The sequence below is a fragment of the Microbacterium sp. NPDC055910 genome, assembly GCF_042271185.1.
Taxonomy (GTDB): domain Bacteria; phylum Actinomycetota; class Actinomycetes; order Actinomycetales; family Microbacteriaceae; genus Microbacterium.
Genome location: NZ_JBHJZS010000014.1, coordinates 45,681 through 64,931, shown reverse-complemented (window position 1 = coordinate 64,931; position 19,251 = coordinate 45,681). Strand labels below are relative to the sequence as shown.

At 70.5% G+C, this 19,251-nt stretch carries 17 protein-coding genes and 1 tRNA gene; 10 read left to right on the top strand and 8 right to left on the bottom strand.

From position 1 onward, the window contains the following. Window positions 1-51: 51 nt before the first annotated feature. Window positions 52-1,338, bottom strand: coding sequence for a CDP-glycerol glycerophosphotransferase family protein (locus tag ACFC3F_RS08295; protein ID WP_376128410.1), 1,287 nt, complete (start codon window positions 1,336-1,338; stop codon window positions 52-54). Between the two features lie 110 nt (window positions 1,339-1,448). On the opposite strand from ACFC3F_RS08295, the gene ACFC3F_RS08290 reads away from it, so the two are divergent. Next, window positions 1,449-2,474 (top strand): glycosyltransferase, encoded by a 1,026-nt coding sequence (locus ACFC3F_RS08290; RefSeq protein ID WP_376128415.1) that lies wholly within the window; start codon window positions 1,449-1,451, stop codon window positions 2,472-2,474. Window positions 2,475-2,476: 2 nt separating this feature from the next. Here ACFC3F_RS08290 and ACFC3F_RS08285 read toward each other — a convergent pair whose 3' ends face one another. The 3 genes from ACFC3F_RS08285 to ACFC3F_RS08275 are packed head-to-tail and all read right to left on the bottom strand — an operon-like array spanning window position 2,477 to window position 7,059. Then, complete coding sequence (locus ACFC3F_RS08285; protein ID WP_376128408.1) at window positions 2,477-3,922, bottom strand: CDP-glycerol glycerophosphotransferase family protein; 1,446 nt, start codon at window positions 3,920-3,922, stop codon at window positions 2,477-2,479. After that, a complete protein-coding gene (locus ACFC3F_RS08280; protein ID WP_376128406.1) occupies window positions 3,919-5,175 on the bottom strand; it encodes a CDP-glycerol glycerophosphotransferase family protein in 1,257 nt (418 codons plus the stop codon). Before ACFC3F_RS08280 ends, ACFC3F_RS08285 begins: the two co-directional genes overlap by 4 nt. Window positions 5,176-5,217: 42 nt before the next feature. Then, window positions 5,218-7,059 carry a trypsin-like peptidase domain-containing protein gene (locus ACFC3F_RS08275; protein ID WP_376128404.1) on the bottom strand — a complete coding sequence of 614 codons (1,842 nt, stop codon included), beginning with the start codon at window positions 7,057-7,059 and terminating at the stop codon, window positions 5,218-5,220. A 116-nt stretch (window positions 7,060-7,175) separates the two neighbouring features. On the opposite strand from ACFC3F_RS08275, the gene ACFC3F_RS08270 reads away from it, so the two are divergent. Further along, complete coding sequence (locus ACFC3F_RS08270) at window positions 7,176-8,378, top strand: aminotransferase class I/II-fold pyridoxal phosphate-dependent enzyme (protein WP_376128402.1); 1,203 nt, start codon at window positions 7,176-7,178, stop codon at window positions 8,376-8,378. Between the two features lie 10 nt (window positions 8,379-8,388). Here the strand turns inward: ACFC3F_RS08270 and ACFC3F_RS08265 are convergent, their stop codons facing one another. Together ACFC3F_RS08265 and ACFC3F_RS08260 are read right to left on the bottom strand one after the other, a co-directional pair. Further along, window positions 8,389-9,201: a carbon-nitrogen hydrolase family protein gene (locus ACFC3F_RS08265; protein WP_376128401.1), complete on the bottom strand. Its 813-nt coding sequence runs from the start codon at window positions 9,199-9,201 to the stop codon at window positions 8,389-8,391. Beyond that, window positions 9,198-9,713, bottom strand: coding sequence for a DUF6328 family protein (locus ACFC3F_RS08260; protein WP_376128399.1), 516 nt, complete (start codon window positions 9,711-9,713; stop codon window positions 9,198-9,200). The genes ACFC3F_RS08265 and ACFC3F_RS08260 overlap by 4 nt, the downstream gene beginning before the upstream one ends. Window positions 9,714-9,887: 174 nt before the next feature. Between ACFC3F_RS08260 and ACFC3F_RS08255 the strand changes: the two genes are divergently transcribed. Continuing rightward, window positions 9,888-9,964, top strand: a tRNA-Met gene (locus ACFC3F_RS08255). A 63-nt stretch (window positions 9,965-10,027) separates the two neighbouring features. Here ACFC3F_RS08255 and ACFC3F_RS08250 read toward each other — a convergent pair. Further along, a complete protein-coding gene (locus ACFC3F_RS08250; RefSeq protein WP_376128397.1) occupies window positions 10,028-10,453 on the bottom strand; it encodes a MarR family winged helix-turn-helix transcriptional regulator in 426 nt (141 codons plus the stop codon). Between the two features lie 122 nt (window positions 10,454-10,575). Here ACFC3F_RS08250 and idi point away from each other — a divergent pair, with 122 nt between their 5' ends. The 7 genes from idi to ACFC3F_RS08215 are packed head-to-tail and all read left to right on the top strand — an operon-like array spanning window position 10,576 to window position 16,137. Next, entirely contained in the window at window positions 10,576-11,127 is a 552-nt protein-coding gene (gene idi, locus ACFC3F_RS08245) for an isopentenyl-diphosphate Delta-isomerase (RefSeq protein WP_376128395.1), read from the top strand. Further along, entirely contained in the window at window positions 11,124-12,173 is a 1,050-nt protein-coding gene (locus tag ACFC3F_RS08240) for a polyprenyl synthetase family protein (protein ID WP_376128393.1), read from the top strand. The genes idi and ACFC3F_RS08240 overlap by 4 nt, the downstream gene beginning before the upstream one ends. Continuing rightward, entirely contained in the window at window positions 12,170-13,057 is an 888-nt protein-coding gene (locus tag ACFC3F_RS08235; RefSeq protein ID WP_376128391.1) for a phytoene/squalene synthase family protein, read from the top strand. Before ACFC3F_RS08240 ends, ACFC3F_RS08235 begins: the two co-directional genes overlap by 4 nt. After that, window positions 13,054-14,607, top strand: coding sequence for a phytoene desaturase family protein (gene crtI / locus ACFC3F_RS08230; RefSeq protein WP_376128389.1), 1,554 nt, complete (start codon window positions 13,054-13,056; stop codon window positions 14,605-14,607). The genes ACFC3F_RS08235 and crtI overlap by 4 nt, the downstream gene beginning before the upstream one ends. 2 nt (window positions 14,608-14,609) lie before the next feature. Continuing rightward, window positions 14,610-14,954, top strand: coding sequence for a lycopene cyclase domain-containing protein (locus ACFC3F_RS08225; protein WP_376128387.1), 345 nt, complete (start codon window positions 14,610-14,612; stop codon window positions 14,952-14,954). Further along, entirely contained in the window at window positions 14,951-15,262 is a 312-nt protein-coding gene (locus tag ACFC3F_RS08220) for a lycopene cyclase domain-containing protein (RefSeq protein WP_376128385.1), read from the top strand. Before ACFC3F_RS08225 ends, ACFC3F_RS08220 begins: the two co-directional genes overlap by 4 nt. Then, on the top strand, window positions 15,262-16,137 hold the full coding sequence (locus ACFC3F_RS08215) for a prenyltransferase (protein ID WP_376128413.1): 876 nt from the start codon (window positions 15,262-15,264) through the stop codon (window positions 16,135-16,137). Before ACFC3F_RS08220 ends, ACFC3F_RS08215 begins: the two co-directional genes overlap by 1 nt. A 180-nt stretch (window positions 16,138-16,317) precedes the next feature. Here ACFC3F_RS08215 and ACFC3F_RS08210 read toward each other — a convergent pair whose 3' ends face one another. Further along, window positions 16,318-19,251 carry a UPF0182 family protein gene (locus ACFC3F_RS08210; RefSeq protein WP_376128384.1) on the bottom strand — a complete coding sequence of 978 codons (2,934 nt, stop codon included), beginning with the start codon at window positions 19,249-19,251 and terminating at the stop codon, window positions 16,318-16,320.

The following is a 19,251-nucleotide window of genomic DNA, read 5'->3' as shown; positions in this document are numbered from 1 at the left end:
CGTGGGGTTCACCCGCAGTCTCGGCCTCCCCGTGCAGTCTCGCGGTAAGGGTCAGGCGGTGAGTTCGTCGTCGAGCTCGGCCTCGTCGGACTCGATCTGCTCGCTCCCGTCGGTCGCCGCGCGGGCGTGCCAGGTCTCCCACTCCGCCATGAGCCGACGGATCGCGTCGTGGAACCGCGCCGTCGCGGCCCCCGGCGCCGTGTCGCCGAAGTAGTGCCTCGCCCACTGATCGAGACGGGTCGTCGCATCGGGATCGCCGAGGACCCGCGCCGTCTCGGCGACGATGTCGGGCGCGGCCGAGACCGTGAGCCATTCGCACGCCGACAGGTAGCCGTGCGTGTCGATCACCGCGTCGGGGTCGACGGGTCGCGTGATGAGCAGCGGCTTGTCGGCGGCAAGACGGTCGTAGACCATGGCGGAGATGTCGACGACGGCGACGTCGGCCGCCGCGAGCTGCCACCCGAGCTCCGGGCCGTCGTCGTAGACGTGATGCGCGGACGGGTCGCGGTCGTTCGCCGCCGCGATGGCCGCGATGATCCGCCGGTCGGCGGCACCGTAGGCGGCATCCACGACTCCCGAACGCGGATGCGGGCGGTAGATCACTCGATGCTCGCCCGAGCTGAGCAGTGCGTCCACGAGCGCTTCGCCGTGCGTCACGATCGACCCGTAGTGCGCCGAGGGGCGGTCGCCCTCCCATGTCGGGGCGTACAGCACGACCGTCCGCCCGTCGGGAGTATAAGGAAGCATGCCGGAGTAGTGGTCGGCCTGCGGACGCCCGATCTCGATCGTGCGGGCCTCGATGTCGTAGTCCCACAGCACGCGCGCGAGGCGCTGCCGCGCAGCATCCCCCGCCACGAGGGCGTAGTCGTACGCCTTGTACTGATTCGTGGTCATGTACATCTTGTCGGACTCGCCGTGATTGATGAACACGTGCCAGCGTCTGCCGTACCGGAACATCTGGAAGTTGCGGGTGTTCTGGTTGACGTACAGCACGACGCGGATGTCCTGTGTCGCGAGGTAGCCCTCGAGGTCGCGCACGGTCGGCACGAACGCCACCGGCAGCGCACCGTCGGCGACGAGCGCCTGCGCACCCGTCGCGGCGCGACTGAGCACGACGACCGGCCAGATCTTGGCGAGTTCGGCCAGCGGTCGGTACCACTGCCGCATCTGGTACATGTTGACATCGCCGTCGGCGAAGTACACCGCGACGCGGAAATGGTCGCTCGGCTGCGGCGGACGACCGGCCAGTCGACGGCGCACGTCGATGACGGCGGCGCGATTGGTGATCGCCTTCCGCACGAGCGCGATGGCCTTCTTGGCATCCGAGACGACTCCCACCCCTCCAGGGTACCCACGGGCTGGTCTGGCATGATCGACGGGTGCACGAGACTTCCCGCGGACGCAGGGACGCCCCCGCGGTGGATCCGGGATCGGGCGTCACCTTCGTGATGCCGGTGCTCAACGAACGCGACTATCTCGAGCGTGCCGTCGAGACGGTGCTCGCACAGGATGCCGACGAGCCCATCGAGCTCGTACTGGCACTCGGCCCCTCGACCGACGGCACGACCGAACTCGCGCGAGAGCTCGCGGCCCACGAGCCGCGGATCGTGCTCGTCGACAACGACGCAGCCGACATCCCCGTCGGGCTCAACCTCGCGATCCGCGCGGGTGCGTACCCGACGATCGTGCGGGTCGACGCGCACTCCGAGCTCGAGCCCGGCTACACGCGGCACGCGATGGCGGTGCTCGACGAGACTCGCGCCGCCAACGTCGGCGGCATCATGCGCGCCGACGGGCGCGCGCCGTTCCAGCGCGCCGTCGCCCGGGCATACAACTCGCCGATCGGTCTGGGTGGGGGCGCCTATCACGGGGGCGCTCAGGCCGGCGAGGCGGAATCGGCCTACCTCGGCGTCATGCGCCGCGCCGTGCTCGAAGAGGTCGGACTCTTCGATGAGTCGATCCGCCGCGGCGAGGATTGGGAGCTCAACCTGCGCATCCGGCGCGCCGGCTACCGGGTGTGGTTCGACCCCGCGCTGTCGGTGACGTACTGGCCGCGCGAGAGCTGGTCACGCCTCGTTCGCCAGTTCTTCGCGACGGGGCGCTGGCGTGGCGAGCTGGTGCGCCGGTTCGGCCGCGGCAACTCGCTGCGCTTCTTCGCTCCTCCCCTGCTCGTGCTGGTCGTCGCGCTCGCGCTCATCGTCGGCGTGCTGCAGGCGACGGGGCTGCTCAGCGGGTGGCCCGGGCTCCTGGCATCCGTCGTCTACCTGCCGATCGCGGCGTACGCGCTGCTCGTCATCGTCGTCGCGGCGGGGCGAGGCGGGGGCACGGGATGGCGCGACAAGCTGTGGACGCTCGCGGTGCTGCCCTCGATGCACCTGTCTTGGGGGACGGGCTTCGTCATCGGCGTGCTGCGCGGCGCGAACGACACCGTCGACACGTCGCGTCTCGGCGACCGCAACACTCCCCTGCCGTAGCGCTACGCGCCGTCGACGAAGCCCTGGTCCAGGATGCGCGCGACGACTCGTTCGGCGGCATGCCCGTCGTCACGCGCGTTGAAGCGCTCGCGCCATCGCGCGTACTTCCCGGCGTACGCGGCCGGATCGTGCTCGCGCATCGCGGCGACGAGCTCGTCCTGCGTGCCCACGACGGGCCCCGGCGCGTGCGCCGCGAGATCGAAGTAGAACCCGCGCAGCTCACCGCGGTAGTGCTCGATGTCGGGCACGAGGAAGAAGAGCGGCTTGCCCGTCACGGTGTAGTCGAACATGATCGATGAGTAGTCGGTGACGAGCGCATCGGCGCAGAGCAGCAGCAGCGATGTGTCCGGGAACCCCGTCACATCCACGACACGGGGGCCGACCGCGTCGGATCCCGGTGCGAGCGTGCGGGAGTGTCCTCGCACGAGGACGACGGCATCGAGGGCGACGGCGAGCGCCGCCGGATCGATGAAGTCGACGATCTCTTCGCGGTCATCGCGCCAGGTCGGCGCGTACAGCACGACCTTCTCGTCGGCGCCGATCCCCAGGTCGCGACGCGTCGCCGCGCCGTCACCGGTCGTCAGGACGTCGTTGCGCGGATAGCCTTCGACCCAGATCGGGCGACGCAGGAATGCGTACGCCTTGCCGAGGACGCGCGCGGCGTACGGATTCTGCGCCAGCAGCACGTTCCAGCGACGCGATTCCTTCACGACGGCCGCCATGCGCCGCGGGTCGAACCCGGGGCGGTGCAGCGCGAGCCGCTTGAGGGGTGTGCCGTGCCAGGTCTGCAGCACGATCTGACCGCGGCGACGGGCGAACCGGCGACGCAGCCAGTCGTTCACGACCAGCAGACGGGATGCACCGCGCGCACGCCACCACTCCGGGCTGCCGTCCACGACGGGTATGCCGCCCTCCGGCACGGGCACCGAGAGATCGACGACGCTCCAGTACCGCGTCACGTGCGGCGCGCGGCGTGCCAGCTCGCGATCGATCGCGAGCGGATTGCAACTGGCGTTGCGGCCGTAGAAGCTCTCGAAGAAGACGGCGTTCTCGAGGCTCGTCGGTCGCGTGGCATACCGGCGCTCGAGGGCCTCCTGCCCTTCACCGGAGTCGTAGGCGGGGTCGATCGGCGGTCCGACGCGCACCGTGCGCCCGTCGAGACTCGCCCGCAGCGGACCGAGCTGCGTCAGCGGCAGCGCCGGGATCTCACCCGGCTCGATACCCGACACCTCGAGCCGGTAGGTCCCGATCGGAAGAGGCAGCGCGGGCCCTCCCCACCGTGACGCGACGAGCGGCACGATCGCGCGCCAGGTCTTGCCGCGCCCCGTGAGGGTCGCCGACGTGCGTGCGCGCGAGCCGATGAGATCGACGGATGCCGGTCGCTCACCGGTCCCCGAGAGCACGAGGGCGGGCGCCCCCGCGGCAGCGTCGAACCTCGCGTCGGTCATCGTCGTCCTCTCCTCCGCGGGTGACGGGCCAGAATCGCACGGTACACCCTCTCGGCGTTCCGCCCGTCGCGGAAGGCGTGGAAGCGCGCGCTCACGGCACGCGACAGACCTCGCCGCCGAGCATCCTCGTCGTCGTCGCCGAGCAGCCGCGAGAGCTGCTCCGCCGCGTCGGTCCAGCTCTCGGCCGCATCGTCGCCGGCGACATCGGCGTACGTGCCGTAGAAGCCGCGACGTCGCGCGTATTCGGCGAGGTCGGGCGCGAGATACACGACCGGGAGCGGCACGAGTGCGGCGTCGAAGACGAGCGAGGAGTAGTCGGTCACGAGCGCGTCGAGGCCGGGCAGCAGCGGCGTGACATCCGGAACGAGATCGCTTCCGATGGCGCGCACCCGGTCCGTCGTGAAGGGCGGCGCGTACTCGCCCGCCCCGAGGGGGTGCGAGCGAACGAGCAGCACGGCGTCGTGCTCTCCGAGCGCGTCGACGAGCACGCGCCACTGCTCCGCCGACGGGATCGCGGGGTCGACGGCGCCGTCGCGCCACGTCGGGGCGTAGAGCACGAGCCGCGATGACGCGATGTCGCCGACGAGCTCCGACACGCACGCCCGCGCGGCCGCACGACGCTCGTCCGCCGTGCCCTGCGACAGCACGTCGACGCGAGGCTCGCCCGTTACGGGGATGCGGTCATCGCCCAACGCGAAGGCCGACTCGAGCCGCCCGCGGACGACATGCGATGCGGCCGGCAGCAGCCGGATGCGCTGCGCCGCCCCGCGGAACATGGCGCCGAGGGCGCGCCGGGCGACCCCGGCGACGGGACGCAGCACCGTCGGCACCCGCAGGGTCTCGGGCGAGTCGAGCCCGATCCGCTTGAGCGGGATGCCGTGCCACAGTTGCACGACGAATGCGCCCGAGACGGCATAGCGGTTGACGTCGCCGAAGCCGTGCGTCACGACGACGACGCCGGCGCGCGCCGTGCGCCAGAAGCCGCGCAGCGAGTTCTTGCGCACGTGCGGGATGCCGCGAGCCGCGGCATCCCTCGCCTCACGTTGCGACGCGACGAGCCACCGCATGCGGTGGTCTCCCCCGCTCGCGGTCTGCCACAGCGCGAGCGCGCCATCGCCGATGCCCGCGGCGCATCCGAAGACCCACTCGTCGCGTGCCCGCGGAATCAGGAGCGTCGCGAGACGCCCGGCGGCGTAGAGCGGGAGTGCGGCGAGCTTCTGCGCGTTCCCCGCACCGAACGAGAAGGACGCCACCTCGCGAGCCTATCGCGCGGTGGCGTCCTTCGCCGGGAGAGGTTACGGCAGCTCGCCGAGCGTCACCTCGACCGTGCGCGTCTCGCCGTCGCGCACGAACGTGACGGTCGCGTCGCTGCCGGCGGCGGCGGCGCGCACCTGCGCCGTCAGATCGACGGAGTCGGTGATGGGGAACCCGTTGAAGCCCGTGACGATATCGCCGACGCGCAGGTCGGCTTCGGCGGCCGCGCCGCCCTCGACGATCTCTTGGATGTAGGCGCCCGTCATCGTCGCCCCTTCGACGTAGGCGGCCGCGCTCACGCTGGCACCCAGCAGTCCGTGCGTCGCGGTGCCGTTCTCGATGAGCTCGCCCGTGATGCGCTCGACCACGTTCGAGGGGATCGCGAAGCCGACGCCGATCGAACCGGCCGCACCCGAAGAACCACCCGCCGAGGCGATCGCGACGTTGATGCCGATGAGCTTGCCCTCGGCGTCGACGAGGGCGCCGCCGGAGTTGCCCGGGTTGATCGCGGCGTCGGTCTGGATGACGGAGATCTTGATGCTCTCGGCTGCCTGACCGCCGCGCTGGCCCTGTCCGAAGTCGAAGAAGAAGGGCGCCTCGCCCTGCTCGCCGCCGCCCTCGCCCTCGGTGTCGTCCGAGTCGGGCGCTGCGGCCGAAGCGATCTCGATCGAGCGGTTGAGCGCGCTCACGATGCCCGTCGTCACGGTGCTCGACAGACCGAGCGGCGCACCGACGGCGATCGTCTCGTCGCCGACGTTCAGGTCGGACGAGTCGGCGAACTCGATCGGGGTGAGGCCTTCGGCATCGACGAGCTTGATGACCGCGAGGTCGTAGGTCGGGTCGGTTCCGACGACCTCGGCGTCGTAGACGCGTCCGTCCGATGTCGTGACGCGCACCGACGCTCCCCCCGTCGCGCCGTCCAGGGTCACGACGTGCGTGTTCGTCACGACATAGCCGTCGCTCGTGAGCACGACGCCCGATCCGGTGCCCGAACCGCTTTGGCTCGCGGCCGCGATCGTCACGACGCTCGGCACGACCTTCGCGGCGATCGCGGTCGTCTGCCCGACCGCGTCGGTGTTGTTGACCGTGACGGTGCCGGGCCCGGTCGCCGGGATCGCGATGCTCGGGGCGAACAGCTGCAGACCCGCGTAGCTTCCGCCGAGGCCGGCCGCTCCACCGACGAGGGCGGCGGCGACGATGAGTCCGGCCACCTTGCCCGCGCCGGACTTCGGTTTCTTGGCCGTCTCCGGGGCACGGGGCACGTCGCCGAGGGGCAGCGTCGGCTGCGTGTCGGCGGGGCGGCCGAACGAGCCTCCGTACGAAGGCTGACCCCCGTAGACCTGCGGACGAGGCGGCGCGGCGTAGCCGGCGTGCGGCTGACCCGCGTAAGCCTGCGGGCGAGGCTGACCGGGCGCCTGCAGGACGTATCCGGGAGGCACGGGTCCGGGAGCGACGGGGCGCGTCGACGGGGCCGCTGCCGAGGGCGCACCGGGCTGAGCCGCACTCGAGGGGGCAGCGGGCTGGACCTGACTCGAGGGCGCACCGGGCTGAGCCGCACTCGAGGGGGCAGCGGGCTGAGCCGGGCTCGAGGGCGCAGCGGAGGGTGCACCCGAGGCGGGTGCGCTCGGCCCGGCGGCCACCGACGGGGCGCCGTTCGCGCTCGAGCGGTCGGGATTCGAGGAGACCCCACTCGATCCGGCGGGGATCTGCGGTGCGGCGGGGGTCGACGGCACGGGCGGTGCGGACGACGCGGGCGGCGCAGCATCCGTCGCCTCGCTCGCCGCGGGTGAGGAGGGAGTCGCAGCGGACGCCTCGGCGGTCGCCGGAGTGTCGGAGGTGTCCGGGGTGGCGTCGACGGGACGGTCGTCGTTGTTGTCGCTCATGAGTGCTCCTTCTGCTGACATGATCCACCCTGCCGCGCCGACCTGTGCGTTTCTTATGCCGCGGATGAGATGGATCTATGCGATCGGAGTGGATCGGACGAGTACCGTGGAGCAGCATGCAGCAGATTCACGGCGCGTGGCGCCGCACGGCCCAGGGAGCGGGACTCGTCGACGGGGACGGCACGATCCGGCCCACGATCTTCGCGGAGATGTCGGCGCTGGCGGCCCAGACCGGAGCGATCAACCTGGGTCAGGGCTTCCCCGATGAGGACGGCCCCGCGGAGGTGCTCGAGGCCGCTCGCGAGGCGATCGCGAACGGCGTCAACCAGTACGCCCCGGGGCGCGGCATGCCCGACCTGCTGCACGCGATCGCCGAGCATCAGGAACGCTTCCACGGCATCTCGCTCGATCCGCACCGCGACGTGCTCGTGACGGCCGGGGCGACCGAGGCGATCGCGGCCGCCCTGCTCGCACTCACCGGCGACCCCGACGACGAGATCGTCGTCTTCGAGCCGTTCTACGACTCGTACGCCGCCGTCACGGCCCTCTCCGGCGCGCGGCTCGTCCCGGTGCCGCTGCGCTGGCCCGACTTCCAGCCCGATCTCGACGATCTGCGACGCGCCGTCACCGACCGCACCCGCGTCATCCTCGTCAACGACCCGCACAATCCGACCGGCGCCGTCTTCACCCGCGAGGTGCGCGAGGAGATCGTGCGGCTCGCCGAGCACCACGACTGCGTCATCGTCACCGACGAGGTCTACGAGCACCTCGTCTTCGATGCGAAGCATGTGCCGATCGCGACGATGCCGGGCGCCTGGTCGCGGACGCTCACGATCTCGTCCGCGGGAAAGACCTTCTCGACCACGGGGTGGAAGATCGGCTGGATCAGCGGTCCCGCCGACCTCATCGACGCCGTCATCGCCGTCAAGCAGTTCCTCACCTACACCAACGGCACGCCCTTCCAGCCCGCGATCGCGACGGGTCTGCGACTGTCCGACGCGTTCTTCGCGGGGATCGCCTCGACGCTGCGCGCAAAGCGCGACCTGCTCGGCGACGGACTGCGTGCCGCCGGGTTCGCCGTGTCGGAGCCGGCCGGGTCGTACTTCACGGTCGTCGACGCCGCGCCGCTCGGCGCGACCGACGCAGACGAGTTCTGCCGCGACCTCCCCCGCCGCGCCGGCGTCGTCGGCATCCCGCTCACGGCGTTCGTGACGCCCGAGCACCGGCCCGAGTTCGCGACGCTCGTCAGGTTCGCCGCGTGCAAACGCGTCGACGTGCTGCAAGAGGCGGCATCCCGCCTCGCCGTCCTCGCGGACTGACGGCAGCGCGTCAGTCGCGGGGGACGACGGCGAACCGTCGCAGCGCCAGCGCGGGATTGACCCGGCGCACGCGCGCGACGGCGTCGCGGTCGAGATGAGCCACGGCGATGTCGGTCGCCGTCCCGACGGCGGCGATCTCGATCCCGGTCGGGTCGACGACCATAGACAACCCGACCCCGAGGGGCGGCGGGTGGTCGGCGGCGGCGACGAACAGCGTGTTCTCGATCGCCCGCGCATGCAGCAGGGTGCGCCAGTGATGCTCTTTGAGCGGGCCGCGCACCCACTCGGCGGGAACGAGCACGACGTCGGCGCCCGCATCGGCGAGGAGCCGTCCGAGCTCGGGAAAGCGCAGGTCGTAGCACGTCATGAGCCCGAACGTGAGGCCGTCGGCCTCGAACGTCTGCGGCGCCCCGAGCTCGCCCGGCTCGACCCAGTCCGACTCCCGCTGGCCGAACGCGTCGTACAGGTGCAGCTTGCGATACGTCGCCACGACGCCCGTCGCGTCCACCGCGACGACGGTGTTCCGCACACGACGCGCATCGCCGGCTCGCTCGAGCAGGCCCGCGACGATGTGCAGCCCGTGCGCGGCCGCGAGTCGGGTCAGCTCCCGCGTGAACGGGCCGTCGACATCCTGCGCGTGTTCGGCGAGAGTGGCGTCGAACGGGTCGACGAAGTAGCTGGCGTACTCGGGAAAGAGCACGAGGCGCGCTCCCCGGGCGGCGGCCGCCTCGACGAGCTGCGCGATGAGGTCGAGATTCGCCGCCTCGTCGGCCGTCGGCGCGAACTGGGCGACGGCGATCGGGGTCGCGTCGGACAGGTTCATGCGTTCTCCTTCGAGGCGTGCCGGATGCGGACGATCACGGGGGTCGCGATCCACAGGACGACCAGCACGACGGCGAGCGCGATCGTCGTGATGACGGCCGCACCGGTGCCGAGCACGACGTCGAAGACGAACGCGACGACGCCGAGCAGCAGGGTCGCGACGGTCGCGAGACATGTGATGAGCGCCGTGTGACCGTAGACGACGACGTCGCGCTTGGCCCGCTGCTGGAACAGCGTGCGGTGCAGCGCCACGGGGGCCAGCGCGACGATGGCGCTCAGGGCCGCGAGAACGACGAGCACGAGGTAAAGCACCCTCTGCCCGCCGTCGAGGTCCGCGAAGGCGGGCTGGAACGCGAGAGCGAGCAGGAATCCGGTGAGGATCTGCGCGCCGGTCTGCATGACGCGCAGCTCTTGCAGCACCTCGATCCAGTTGCGATCGGCGCGCTCGGCCGGCGTCTCGTCGCGCCCGTCGTCCCTGTCGTCGAGGGGATCGCGGTCGCGCTCAGTGGCCATGCCCTCATCCTCCCGCCCGCCGCCCCGCCCCGGCAACCCGCCATTGACCGCGAGACTGCATCCGCAGCTCGAGACAGTGGGGTTCACCCGTACTCTCGGCGCGCCGTTGCAGTCTCGCGGTCAGGAGGGGGCGGTTCGGGGGCGGGAGAAGCCGTGGTAGAGTAGTCGACGTGCCGCGGGGTGGAGCAGTTCGGTAGCTCGCTGGGCTCATAACCCAGAGGTCGTAGGTTCAAATCCTGCCCCCGCAACCAGAAGAAGAAGGCGTCCCGCACGGGGCGCCTTCTTCGTTTCCGCCTAGCCTTCTTCGTTTCCGTCTAGACCGGGTCGACCGCTTCGCCGATGTCGCCGAGGAACCGCGAGATGACCGCGAGATCGGCCTCGCTGTACTGCTCTGCGACGCCGCGCATGGCGCGCAGCCGCTCCCCGAAATGGTGATAGAACGCTTCGCGGGACTCCTGCGTCAGCACGACGATGCGCGCCCGTCGGTCACTCGGGTGCGGGCGACGCTCGAGATGACCGGATGCCGTCAGCCTGTCCAGCAGCTTCGTCGTCGACGCCGTCGTGATCCGCAGATGGCGGGCGACATCGTGCGGACTGACCGCGTCACCGCGCTGCTCCCGCATGATCAGCATGCGAAGAGCGGCGAGATCGGTCGCGTTCATGATCATGTCGCCCTTCATCCCGCCGTGCATGCGGTCCATGGCGTCGCTGAACGCGCGTATCGCTTGCAGCACCTCCATGACAGCATGGTCATGGGTGCTCTGCGGGCTCCAGGGCTGCGGCATGTGGACGCTTCCTCCCTTCCCGTTGTAACATCGCCACGACGTAATAGCTAGATAAACTAGCAAACTGGAGGATGGGGATGCTGGAAACCGAGTACGTTGTGCTGCTCGACGACGACGGCGAGGCGATCGGCACCGCACCCAAGAGCAGCGTCCACGGTACCGAAACCGCGCTGCATTTGGCATTCTCGTGTCACGTGCTCAACGACGAGGGCCAGGTTCTCGTCACGCGGCGCGCCCTCGACAAGAAGACCTGGCCGGGCGTCTGGAGCAACTCCTTCTGCGGTCACCCCCGCCCCGCCGAGCCCGTCGTCGCCGCCGTGCACCGTCGTGCCGAGTACGAGATCGGCCTCACGCTCACCGACATCGAGCTGGCCCTCCCCCTCTTCCGCTACCGTGCGACCGACGCCAACGGCATCGTCGAGCACGAAGTGTGCCCCGTCTACACCGCCCGCACATCCGCAGAGCCCGTACTCAACCCGCTCGAGGTCATGGACGCGAGATGGGTCGATCCCGCCGACCTCGCCGCATCGCTGCGCACGACGCCGTGGGCCTTCAGCCCGTGGCTCGTGCTGCAGTCCCAGCAGCTGCAGCTCTTGAACGGCGTCGAGATGCAACGCCGCGCGTCATGATCGGCGTCGCCTCCCACATCGACGTCGACGCCCCGATCGACGAAGCACTCGCCCGCCTGCGGACCCGTGCCCTCGGACCGGGATTCGACGCCCTCGCCGCTGCCGTCTCGCGCGCCGCGCGCGGCGGAAAGCGGATGCGGCCGCGCCTGGTCGCGGCATCCTTCGAGGCCTTCGGCGGCGATGCCGCGTCGACGCCCGCGCTGGCTCCCGTCGCCGCCGCATTCGAGCTGCTGCACGCGGCCTTCGTCGTGCACGACGACGTCATCGACCACGACATCGAGCGGCGCGGCGTGCCCAACGTGGCGGGCGAGTTCCGCGCGCGGGCTCTCGACAGCGGGGCGGATGCCACGGGCGCGGCGCTCCTCGGAGACACGGCCGGCATCCTCGCGGGCGACATCCTGCTGCACGAGGCGTCGCGCCTGGTCGCACTGGCGGGACTGCCCCCGCCCACGCTCGCCCGGATCTACGACCTTCTCGACGACGCCGTCCACGTGTCGGCGGCCGGCGAGCTCGCCGACGTCGAGAACAGCGTCACGGGCGGGCAGGTCCCCTCATCCACCTTGCTCGACACGGCACACGACAAGACGGCCGTCTACTCGTTTCGCGCACCCCTCGGAGTCGGTGCCATCCTCGCCGGCGCCCCCGACGACGCCCGTCAGCTGCTGCAGCGCATCGGCGGACGGCTTGGCCTGGCGTACCAGCTCGTCGACGATCTCATCGGCGCCTTCGGCGATGAGACGCAGGCCGGCCGTGCGATCGGCGGCGACCTGCGCGAGGCGAAGCAGACCCCGCTCGTCGCCCTCGCGCGCGACACGGCGCAGTGGACGCGCGTGAGCGACGCCCTCGCGCTCGCGCACACGGGGCCCATCGCCGTGCGTGACGCGCAGCTCGCCCTCGAGGCCAGCGGAGCGCGCGACAGCCTGCGTGAGCTCATCGCCGACACCCTCGCCGGCGTGCGCTTCTCGGCCGGGGACGCCGTGCTGCCGCCCCGCGTGGGCACGTTGCTGAGAGAGCTCGCCGACCGCGTCGAAGAGCGGGTGCCGTGACCGACCGCACCGTCCGCCAGGGCGGTCCGACCGGACTGCGCCTCTACGACCGCACGGCGCGTGACGCGGCCGCTGTCGTCATCTCCGCCTACTCGACCTCGTTCGGACTCGCGGGGCGCCTGCTCGGCGCGCGGCCACGCCCGCACGTGCGCAACATCTACGCGCTCGTCCGCGTCGCCGACGAAGTCGTCGACGGCCCCGGCGAAGCGTCGGGCCTGACGGCCGACGAGGTACGCGAGGTCCTCGACGCGCTCGAGGTGGAGACCCTCCGGGCGATCGATCGGGGCTTCAGCGCGAATCTCATCGTGCACGCCTTCGCCCGGACGGCGCGGGAGTGCGGCATCCGCGAGGATCTCGTGCGTCCCTTCTTCGAATCGATGCGCACCGACCTCGCCACGACGCAGCACGATGCCGCATCGCACGACGACTACGTCTACGGCTCGGCCGAGGTCGTGGGCCTCATGTGCCTGCGGGTCTTCGTCAACGCCGGCTCGCCGCGTCCCGCGGATCCCCCGGCCGACCTCGTCGACGGAGCGCGGCGCCTCGGCGCGGCGTTCCAGGACGTCAACTTCCTGCGCGACCTCGACCACGACGAGGGCGCGCTCGGGCGCGACTACCTCGGCATCGACGGCGCCGAGACGACCCGCACCGACGTGCTCGACCGCATCGACGGCGACCTCGCGGCGGCCGCCTCGGTCATCCCCCGACTCCCCCGCGACTGCCGCGCCGCGGTGACGGCCGCGCACGACCTGTTCGCGGCGCTGTCCAGGCGCCTCCGCGCCTCGGACTCCACCGCGGGGCGCGTACGCGTGCCCGACCCCGTCAAGGCAACCATCGCCGCGCGTGCGCTGCTCGGCGCCGCACCCCGAAGGACGCGCACATGACCGGTACGACCTCCACCATCGTCATCGGGGGCGGCATCGCGGGACTCGCGACCGCCGCACTGCTCGCCGCCGAGGGCCACCGCGTGACGCTCGTCGAGGCGCGCGACGAGCTCGGCGGGCGCGCCGGCTCGTGGGAGCACGACGGCTTCCGCTTCGACACCGGCCCCAGCTGGTACCTCATGCCCGAAGTGTTCGACCACTTCTTCCGGCTGCTGGGCACGAGCGCGGCAGAAGAGCTCGATCTCGTCCGTCTCGACCCCGCGTACCGGGTCTACAGCGAGGGCGCCGAACTGGTCGACGTGCACTCCGGGCGCGAGCAGGCCACGGCCCTGTTCGAGAGCATCGAGCCCGGCGCCGGTGCGCGTCTGGAGACCTACCTCGACTCCGCCGCCGATGCGTACGACCTCGCCGTCACGCGCTTCCTCTACGACACGTACGAGACGACGTCGGGCCTGCGCGACCGCGAGATCATCAAGCGCCTGCCGACCCTCGCGCCGCTGCTGACCCGCACCCTCGCCTCGCACGTCGACCGCCGATTCACCGATCCGCGTCTGCGGCAGATCCTCGGCTACCCCGCCGTCTTCCTCGGCGGCTCGCCGTATGGCGTGCCGAGCCTCTACCACCTGATGAGCCACCTCGACCTCGGCGACGGCGTGCTCTACCCGCGCGGAGGCTTCACCGAGGTCATCTCCGCCATCGAGCGCTGCGCCCGCGCCCGCGACGTCGAGATCCGCACGGGCAGCGAAGTGGTCGAGATCCTGACGACGGATGCCACCGCCACCGGCATCCGTCTGGCCGACGGCACCGTGCTCGACGCCGATCGCGTCGTCTCGACGGCCGATCTGCACCACACCGAGACGAAGCTGCTGCCGCCGCAGCTGCGCTCCTACCCGGAGCCGTGGTGGCGCTCGCGCACACCGAGCCCCGGTGCGCTGCTGGTGATGCTGGGCGTACGCGGAGAACTGCCGCAGCTCGCCCACCACACGCTGCTGTTCACGAGCGACTGGCGGACCAACTTCGAGGCGATCTTCGGCAAGGACACCCGCATCCCCGACCCCGCATCGCTGTATGTGTGCCGCCCGAGCGCGACCGACGACTCGGTCGCCCCGCCGGATCACGAGAACCTCTTCGTGCTCGTCCCGGTGCCCGCCGACCCCAGCCTCGGCCATGGCGGGATCGACGGCGCCGGCGACGCCCGGATCGAGCGCGCCGCCGATGTCGTCATCGAGCAGATCGCGCAGTGGTGCGGCATCCCGGATCTGGCCGAGCGCGTCGTCGTGCGCCGCACGGTCGCGCCGGCCGACTTCGAGGCCGATCTGCACGCGTGGCGAGGCAATTCCCTCGGCCTCGCGCACACGCTGGGTCAGAGCGCCGTCTTCCGGCCCCGCAACGTCTCGAAGAAGGTCGACGGGCTCATGTACGCGGGCACCTCGGTGCTGCCGGGGATCGGACTGCCGATGTGCCTCATCTCGGCGGAACTCATCGTCAAGCGCCTGCGCGGTGACCGCACCCCCGGTCCGTTGCCCACGCCGCGACGTGCGAGAGTGTGAGTGTGCCCGGCCTCTACCTCGTCGCGATCCTCGTCAGCGCAGCCGGCATCGCCGCTTTGGACGCGCGCTGGCGCCTGGCGGCGTGGCGCACGCCCGGCCGCACCCTGGCAGCCGTGGCGATCGGCACGGCGTTCTTTCTCGCGTGGGATGCCGCCGGGATCGCCCTCGGCGTCTTCGTCAAGGGCGACAGCCCGCTGCTGCTGGGGATCGACCTCGCCCCGCACCTGCCGGTCGAAGAGCCGGTGTTCCTGGCCTTCCTCTGCTATCTCGGCCTCGTCGCCTACGCCGCTGCCGATCGCTTCGTCGCCCGTCGGCGCGCCGCTGCCGAGTCGGGGGGCAGGTCATGACCTACCCGTTGCTCGTCCTGCCCTTCGTCGCCGTCACGGCGATCGTGACGCTCGCCACGGTCCGCCGTCCCCGTTTCGGACAGCGTATGGCGGCGTCGGGCATCGCCGCACTCGTGCTGGTCGTCCTGACGGCGGTCTTCGACAACCTGATGATCGCGGCTGACCTGTTCACCTACCCCGAACAGCACTTGAGCGGCATCCGCATCGGGTTGGCCCCGATCGAGGACTTCTCGTATGCCGTGTGCGCCGCCTTCCTGGTACCCGCCGTGCACACGCTGCTGGCCCGACGCACTCCCCGAGAGGCATGATGCGCTCCCGCACCGTCCTGGCGCAGCTGTTCGTCTCGTCTCGGCCCGTCAGCTGGATCAACACCGCCTATCCGTTCGCGGCGGCCTACCTGCTCACGACGCGGTCGATCGATGCCACGCTCATCATCGGCACGCTGTTCTTCCTGATCCCCTACAACCTCGCCATGTACGGGATCAACGACGTCTTCGACTACGAATCGGATCTGCGCAACCCGCGCAAGGGCGGCGCGCACGGCGCGATCCTCGACCGCCGCCTGCACCGCGCCACGCTGTGGGCAGCTGCACTGTCGTCACTCCCGTTCGTGGTGTATCTCGTCATCGTGGGCTCGCCCCTGTCGTGGCTCGTGCTCGCGATCAGCCTCTTCTTCGTCGTCTTCTACAGCGCGCCGCCGCGGCGGCTGAAGGAAGTCCCCTTCGCCGACTCGGTGACCAGCAGCATCCACTTCTTCTCACCGGCCGTCTATGCACTCGTGCTCGCGGGTGCGGCGTGGACGTGGCAGCTCGCGGCGATCATCGTCGCGTTCGCGCTGTGGGGCATCGCCTCGCACGCCTTCGGCGCCGTGCAAGACGTCTTGGCCGACCGGGAAGCCGGCATCGCCTCGATCGCGACCGTTCGTGGTGCTCGCTGGACGGTCTGGTTCGCGCTCGTCGCCTATGCCGCCGCAGGCCTCGCGATGCTCGCCACGGCGTGGCCCGGTCCGCTCGCGGCGATCGTCGTCCTGCCCTACCTCGCGACCGTCTGGCCGCATCGCCGCGTGACGGATGCGACGGCGGACACCGCGACCCGCGGGTGGGACCGGTTCCTCTGGCTCAACCAGTTCGGCGGCTTCGTCGTGACGCTGCTGCTCATCTGGTACGCGATCACGACCGCCTGAACGGCCGCGACTCCCGGCGGCGAGCCGGGCCTTCGTGGACGCACTCTCCGCGCCCGGCGACGGCTGGAGCAGTCTGCAGAGGCCGCCCGCGACCATCAGGGTCGGCGCAGCCCGGCGAGCGTGACGAACCACACGACGAAGAACGCCCCCGCCGGTGAGGCGGGGGCGTTCTTCGTGCGATCAGCGTTCGCCGAAGGCGATGAGCTTCTCGACGGCGGCGGTCAGTCGCTCATCCGCCTCGGCGAAGGCGGCGAGGTCGCCGGCCTGCAGCGCCGTGTTGCGGTCGATCATGGCCTGACGGGCCTCTTCGAGTGCCGTGGCGTAGTCGCCTGCCGGCGGCGTCGGCGCGGGCTGCTCGGTGCCGGGCTCGGTCGGGCTCGGCGTCGGGGTGGGTGTCGGAGCGGGGGTCTCGCCCTCGTCGGGCACGACCTCGCCGTCACCCGTCGTCGCACCCGAATCGCCACCGAACAGCGAGTCGAGTGCTTCGCTCAGCGTGTCCTCGAAGGCGATGTCATCGCCGAACGCGACGAGCACCTTGCGCAGCTGCGGCAGCTGGGTGCCCTCGGCCGCCTGCACGAAGACGGGCTGCACATAGAGCAGTCCACCGCCGACGGGCAGGGTCAGCAGGTTTCCGTTGAGCACTTCGGACTGGCCGATCGTGAGCACGTTGATCTGCTGCGACACCGTGGGATCCGAGTCGAACCGGTTCTGCACCTGGCCGGGGCCGGGCACCGTCGTCTCGGCCGCGATCTCCAGCATCCGCAGCTTGCCGTAGTTCTCGCCCTTCTTGCCCGCTTCACCGCCCGCGTTGGAATCGGCCGCGAGGTACCCCATCAGGACGTTCCGACTCTCGGCCCCCGTCGAAGACGACGGGATGAAGGTCGTGAACATCGAGAACGACGGGTCGTCCTGGCCCGGCATCTGCATCGTCAGGTAGTACGGCGGCTGCAGGGCGTTCTCGTTCTGCGGGTCGGCCGGGGTCGCCCAGGCGTTGTCACGCTCGTAGAACGACTGCGCGTCGTCGACGTGGTACACCTGCAGCATCGCGCGCTGCACCTTGAACAGGTCGGTGGGGTACCGCACGTGCGAGATGAGATCGGCCGGCATGTCCGCGATCGGCTTGACCTCGGTCGGGTAGACGTTCTGCCACGTCTGCAGCACGGGGTCTTCCGGCTCCCACGCGTACAGCGTGACCGAGCCGTCGTAGGCGTCGACGGTCGCCTTGACCGAGTTGCGGATGTAGTTGATGTCATCGAGCGCGAAGCGCGGCTGCGTGTTGTTCGAGTCGGCGATCGCGTCCGACAGCGACACGGTCGTCGAATACGGGTAGTTCGAGCTCAGCGTGTAGCCGTCCACGACCCACTTGATGCGTCCGTCCACGACCGTGGGGTACGGGTCGCGGTCGAGCTCGAGATACGGGGCGACCTTCGACACGCGCGTGAGCGGGTCGCGGTCGTAGAGGATCTGCGACTCGGCGTTCACGCCGTCGGCGAAGAGGATCTGCTCGGACTGGAACTTCAGCGCGTAGATGAGGCGGTTGAAGACGTTGCCGACCGAGGGTCCGCCGTCGCCGTCGAACGTCGTGCGCGGTCCCGCGTTGCCGTCGCTGCCCGACGGGTAGTCGAGCTCGATCGGGTCGGTGCCCTCGGGCGCGCCGACGATCGAGTAGGGCGGCGACGACTCGCCGAAGTACACGCGCGGCTGGAAGTCCGGGTTGTCCGAGAGGAAGCCCGCCGCCGGGATGCCGCGCTCGAGGAAGACGGGGTTTCCGTCGACCGTGCGCTCGTTGCCGGCTGCCGCGATCATGCCGTAGCCGTGGGTGTAGACGAGCGTCTCGTTGACCCACGAGGATCCGGCGCCGAGCTGATCGATGTTCAGCTCGCGGACCGACACGATCGTGTCCTGCATCTCACCGTCGATCTCGTAGCGGTCGACGTCGAGGGGGTTCTGGAACTGGTAGTACGGACGGTACTGCTCGAGCTGGCGCACCGTCGGGCCGATGATGGCGGGGTCCATGATGCGGATCTGCGTCGTGGTGGCGGCGTCGGCGCGCAGCTGACCCGCGTCGGCGGTCGTCTCGGCGGAGAATTCGGTCTTCTCGAGTTCGTCGATCCCGTACGCGGCCTTCGTGCCCTCGAGGTTGCGCTGATAGTACTCGCGCTCGTACGCGGCCTGGTTGGGCTGCACCTGGAAGGTCGTGACGACCCACGGGTAGCCGACGCCCAGCACGATGGCGACGACCACGAGCAGCGCCGTGCCGATGAGGGGGAAGCGCCAGCGGCCGATGACGGCCGTGACGAAGAACAGGATCGCGACGATCACGGCGACGATCGCGAGGATCATCTGACCCTGGATGACGGCGTTGACCTCGGTGTACCCGGGGCCCGTGATCCGCCCGCCGGCGCCGGGCTGCACGAGAGTCAGATAGCGGTCGATCCACAGGCTGACGCCCTGGACGAGCAGGTAGAGACCCGCGAGGACGGCGAGCTGGATGCGCGCGGACTTCGAGATGCGCAGCTCCTTCTGCCCGATGCGCACCGAGCCGTACAGGTACGACACGAGCGCGGTGACGAGCAGGCAGATGAGCAGGGTCGCCGAGACGAAGCCCACGACGGCGGCGTAGAAGGGCAGCGCGAACATGTAGAAGCCCGAGTCGAGCCCGAACTGCGGGTCGCTGTCGGCCGTCGCGACGCCGTTGATCCACATCCACGTGGTCTGCCACTGCGCCGACGCGGAGAAGCCGGCGAAGAAGCCGAAGAAGATCGGGATCCCCCACATCGCGAGCCGACGCAGCGGCTCGACCACTTCCTGATAGCGGTCGAGCTGCGAGCTCAGGCGCGCGTAGACGGGCCGCAGCCGGTAGGCGAGCTGGATCGCTCCCCACACCGGCACCGCCATGCCGAGGAATCCGACGACGAACATGATGACGCGCGCGGTCCACTCCGTGAGGAGGACACCGTCGAATCCGAGCTGCTCGAACCACAGCCATTCGGAGTACAGGTTCGCGAAGACGAAGAACGCCACCACCAAGGCGGCGATGATGGCGAGCGAGATCGCGATGATCCGGCGGGAGCGGGGGGGCGTGGCCTGGTTCGGCGCTGAGGTCGTGGTCAC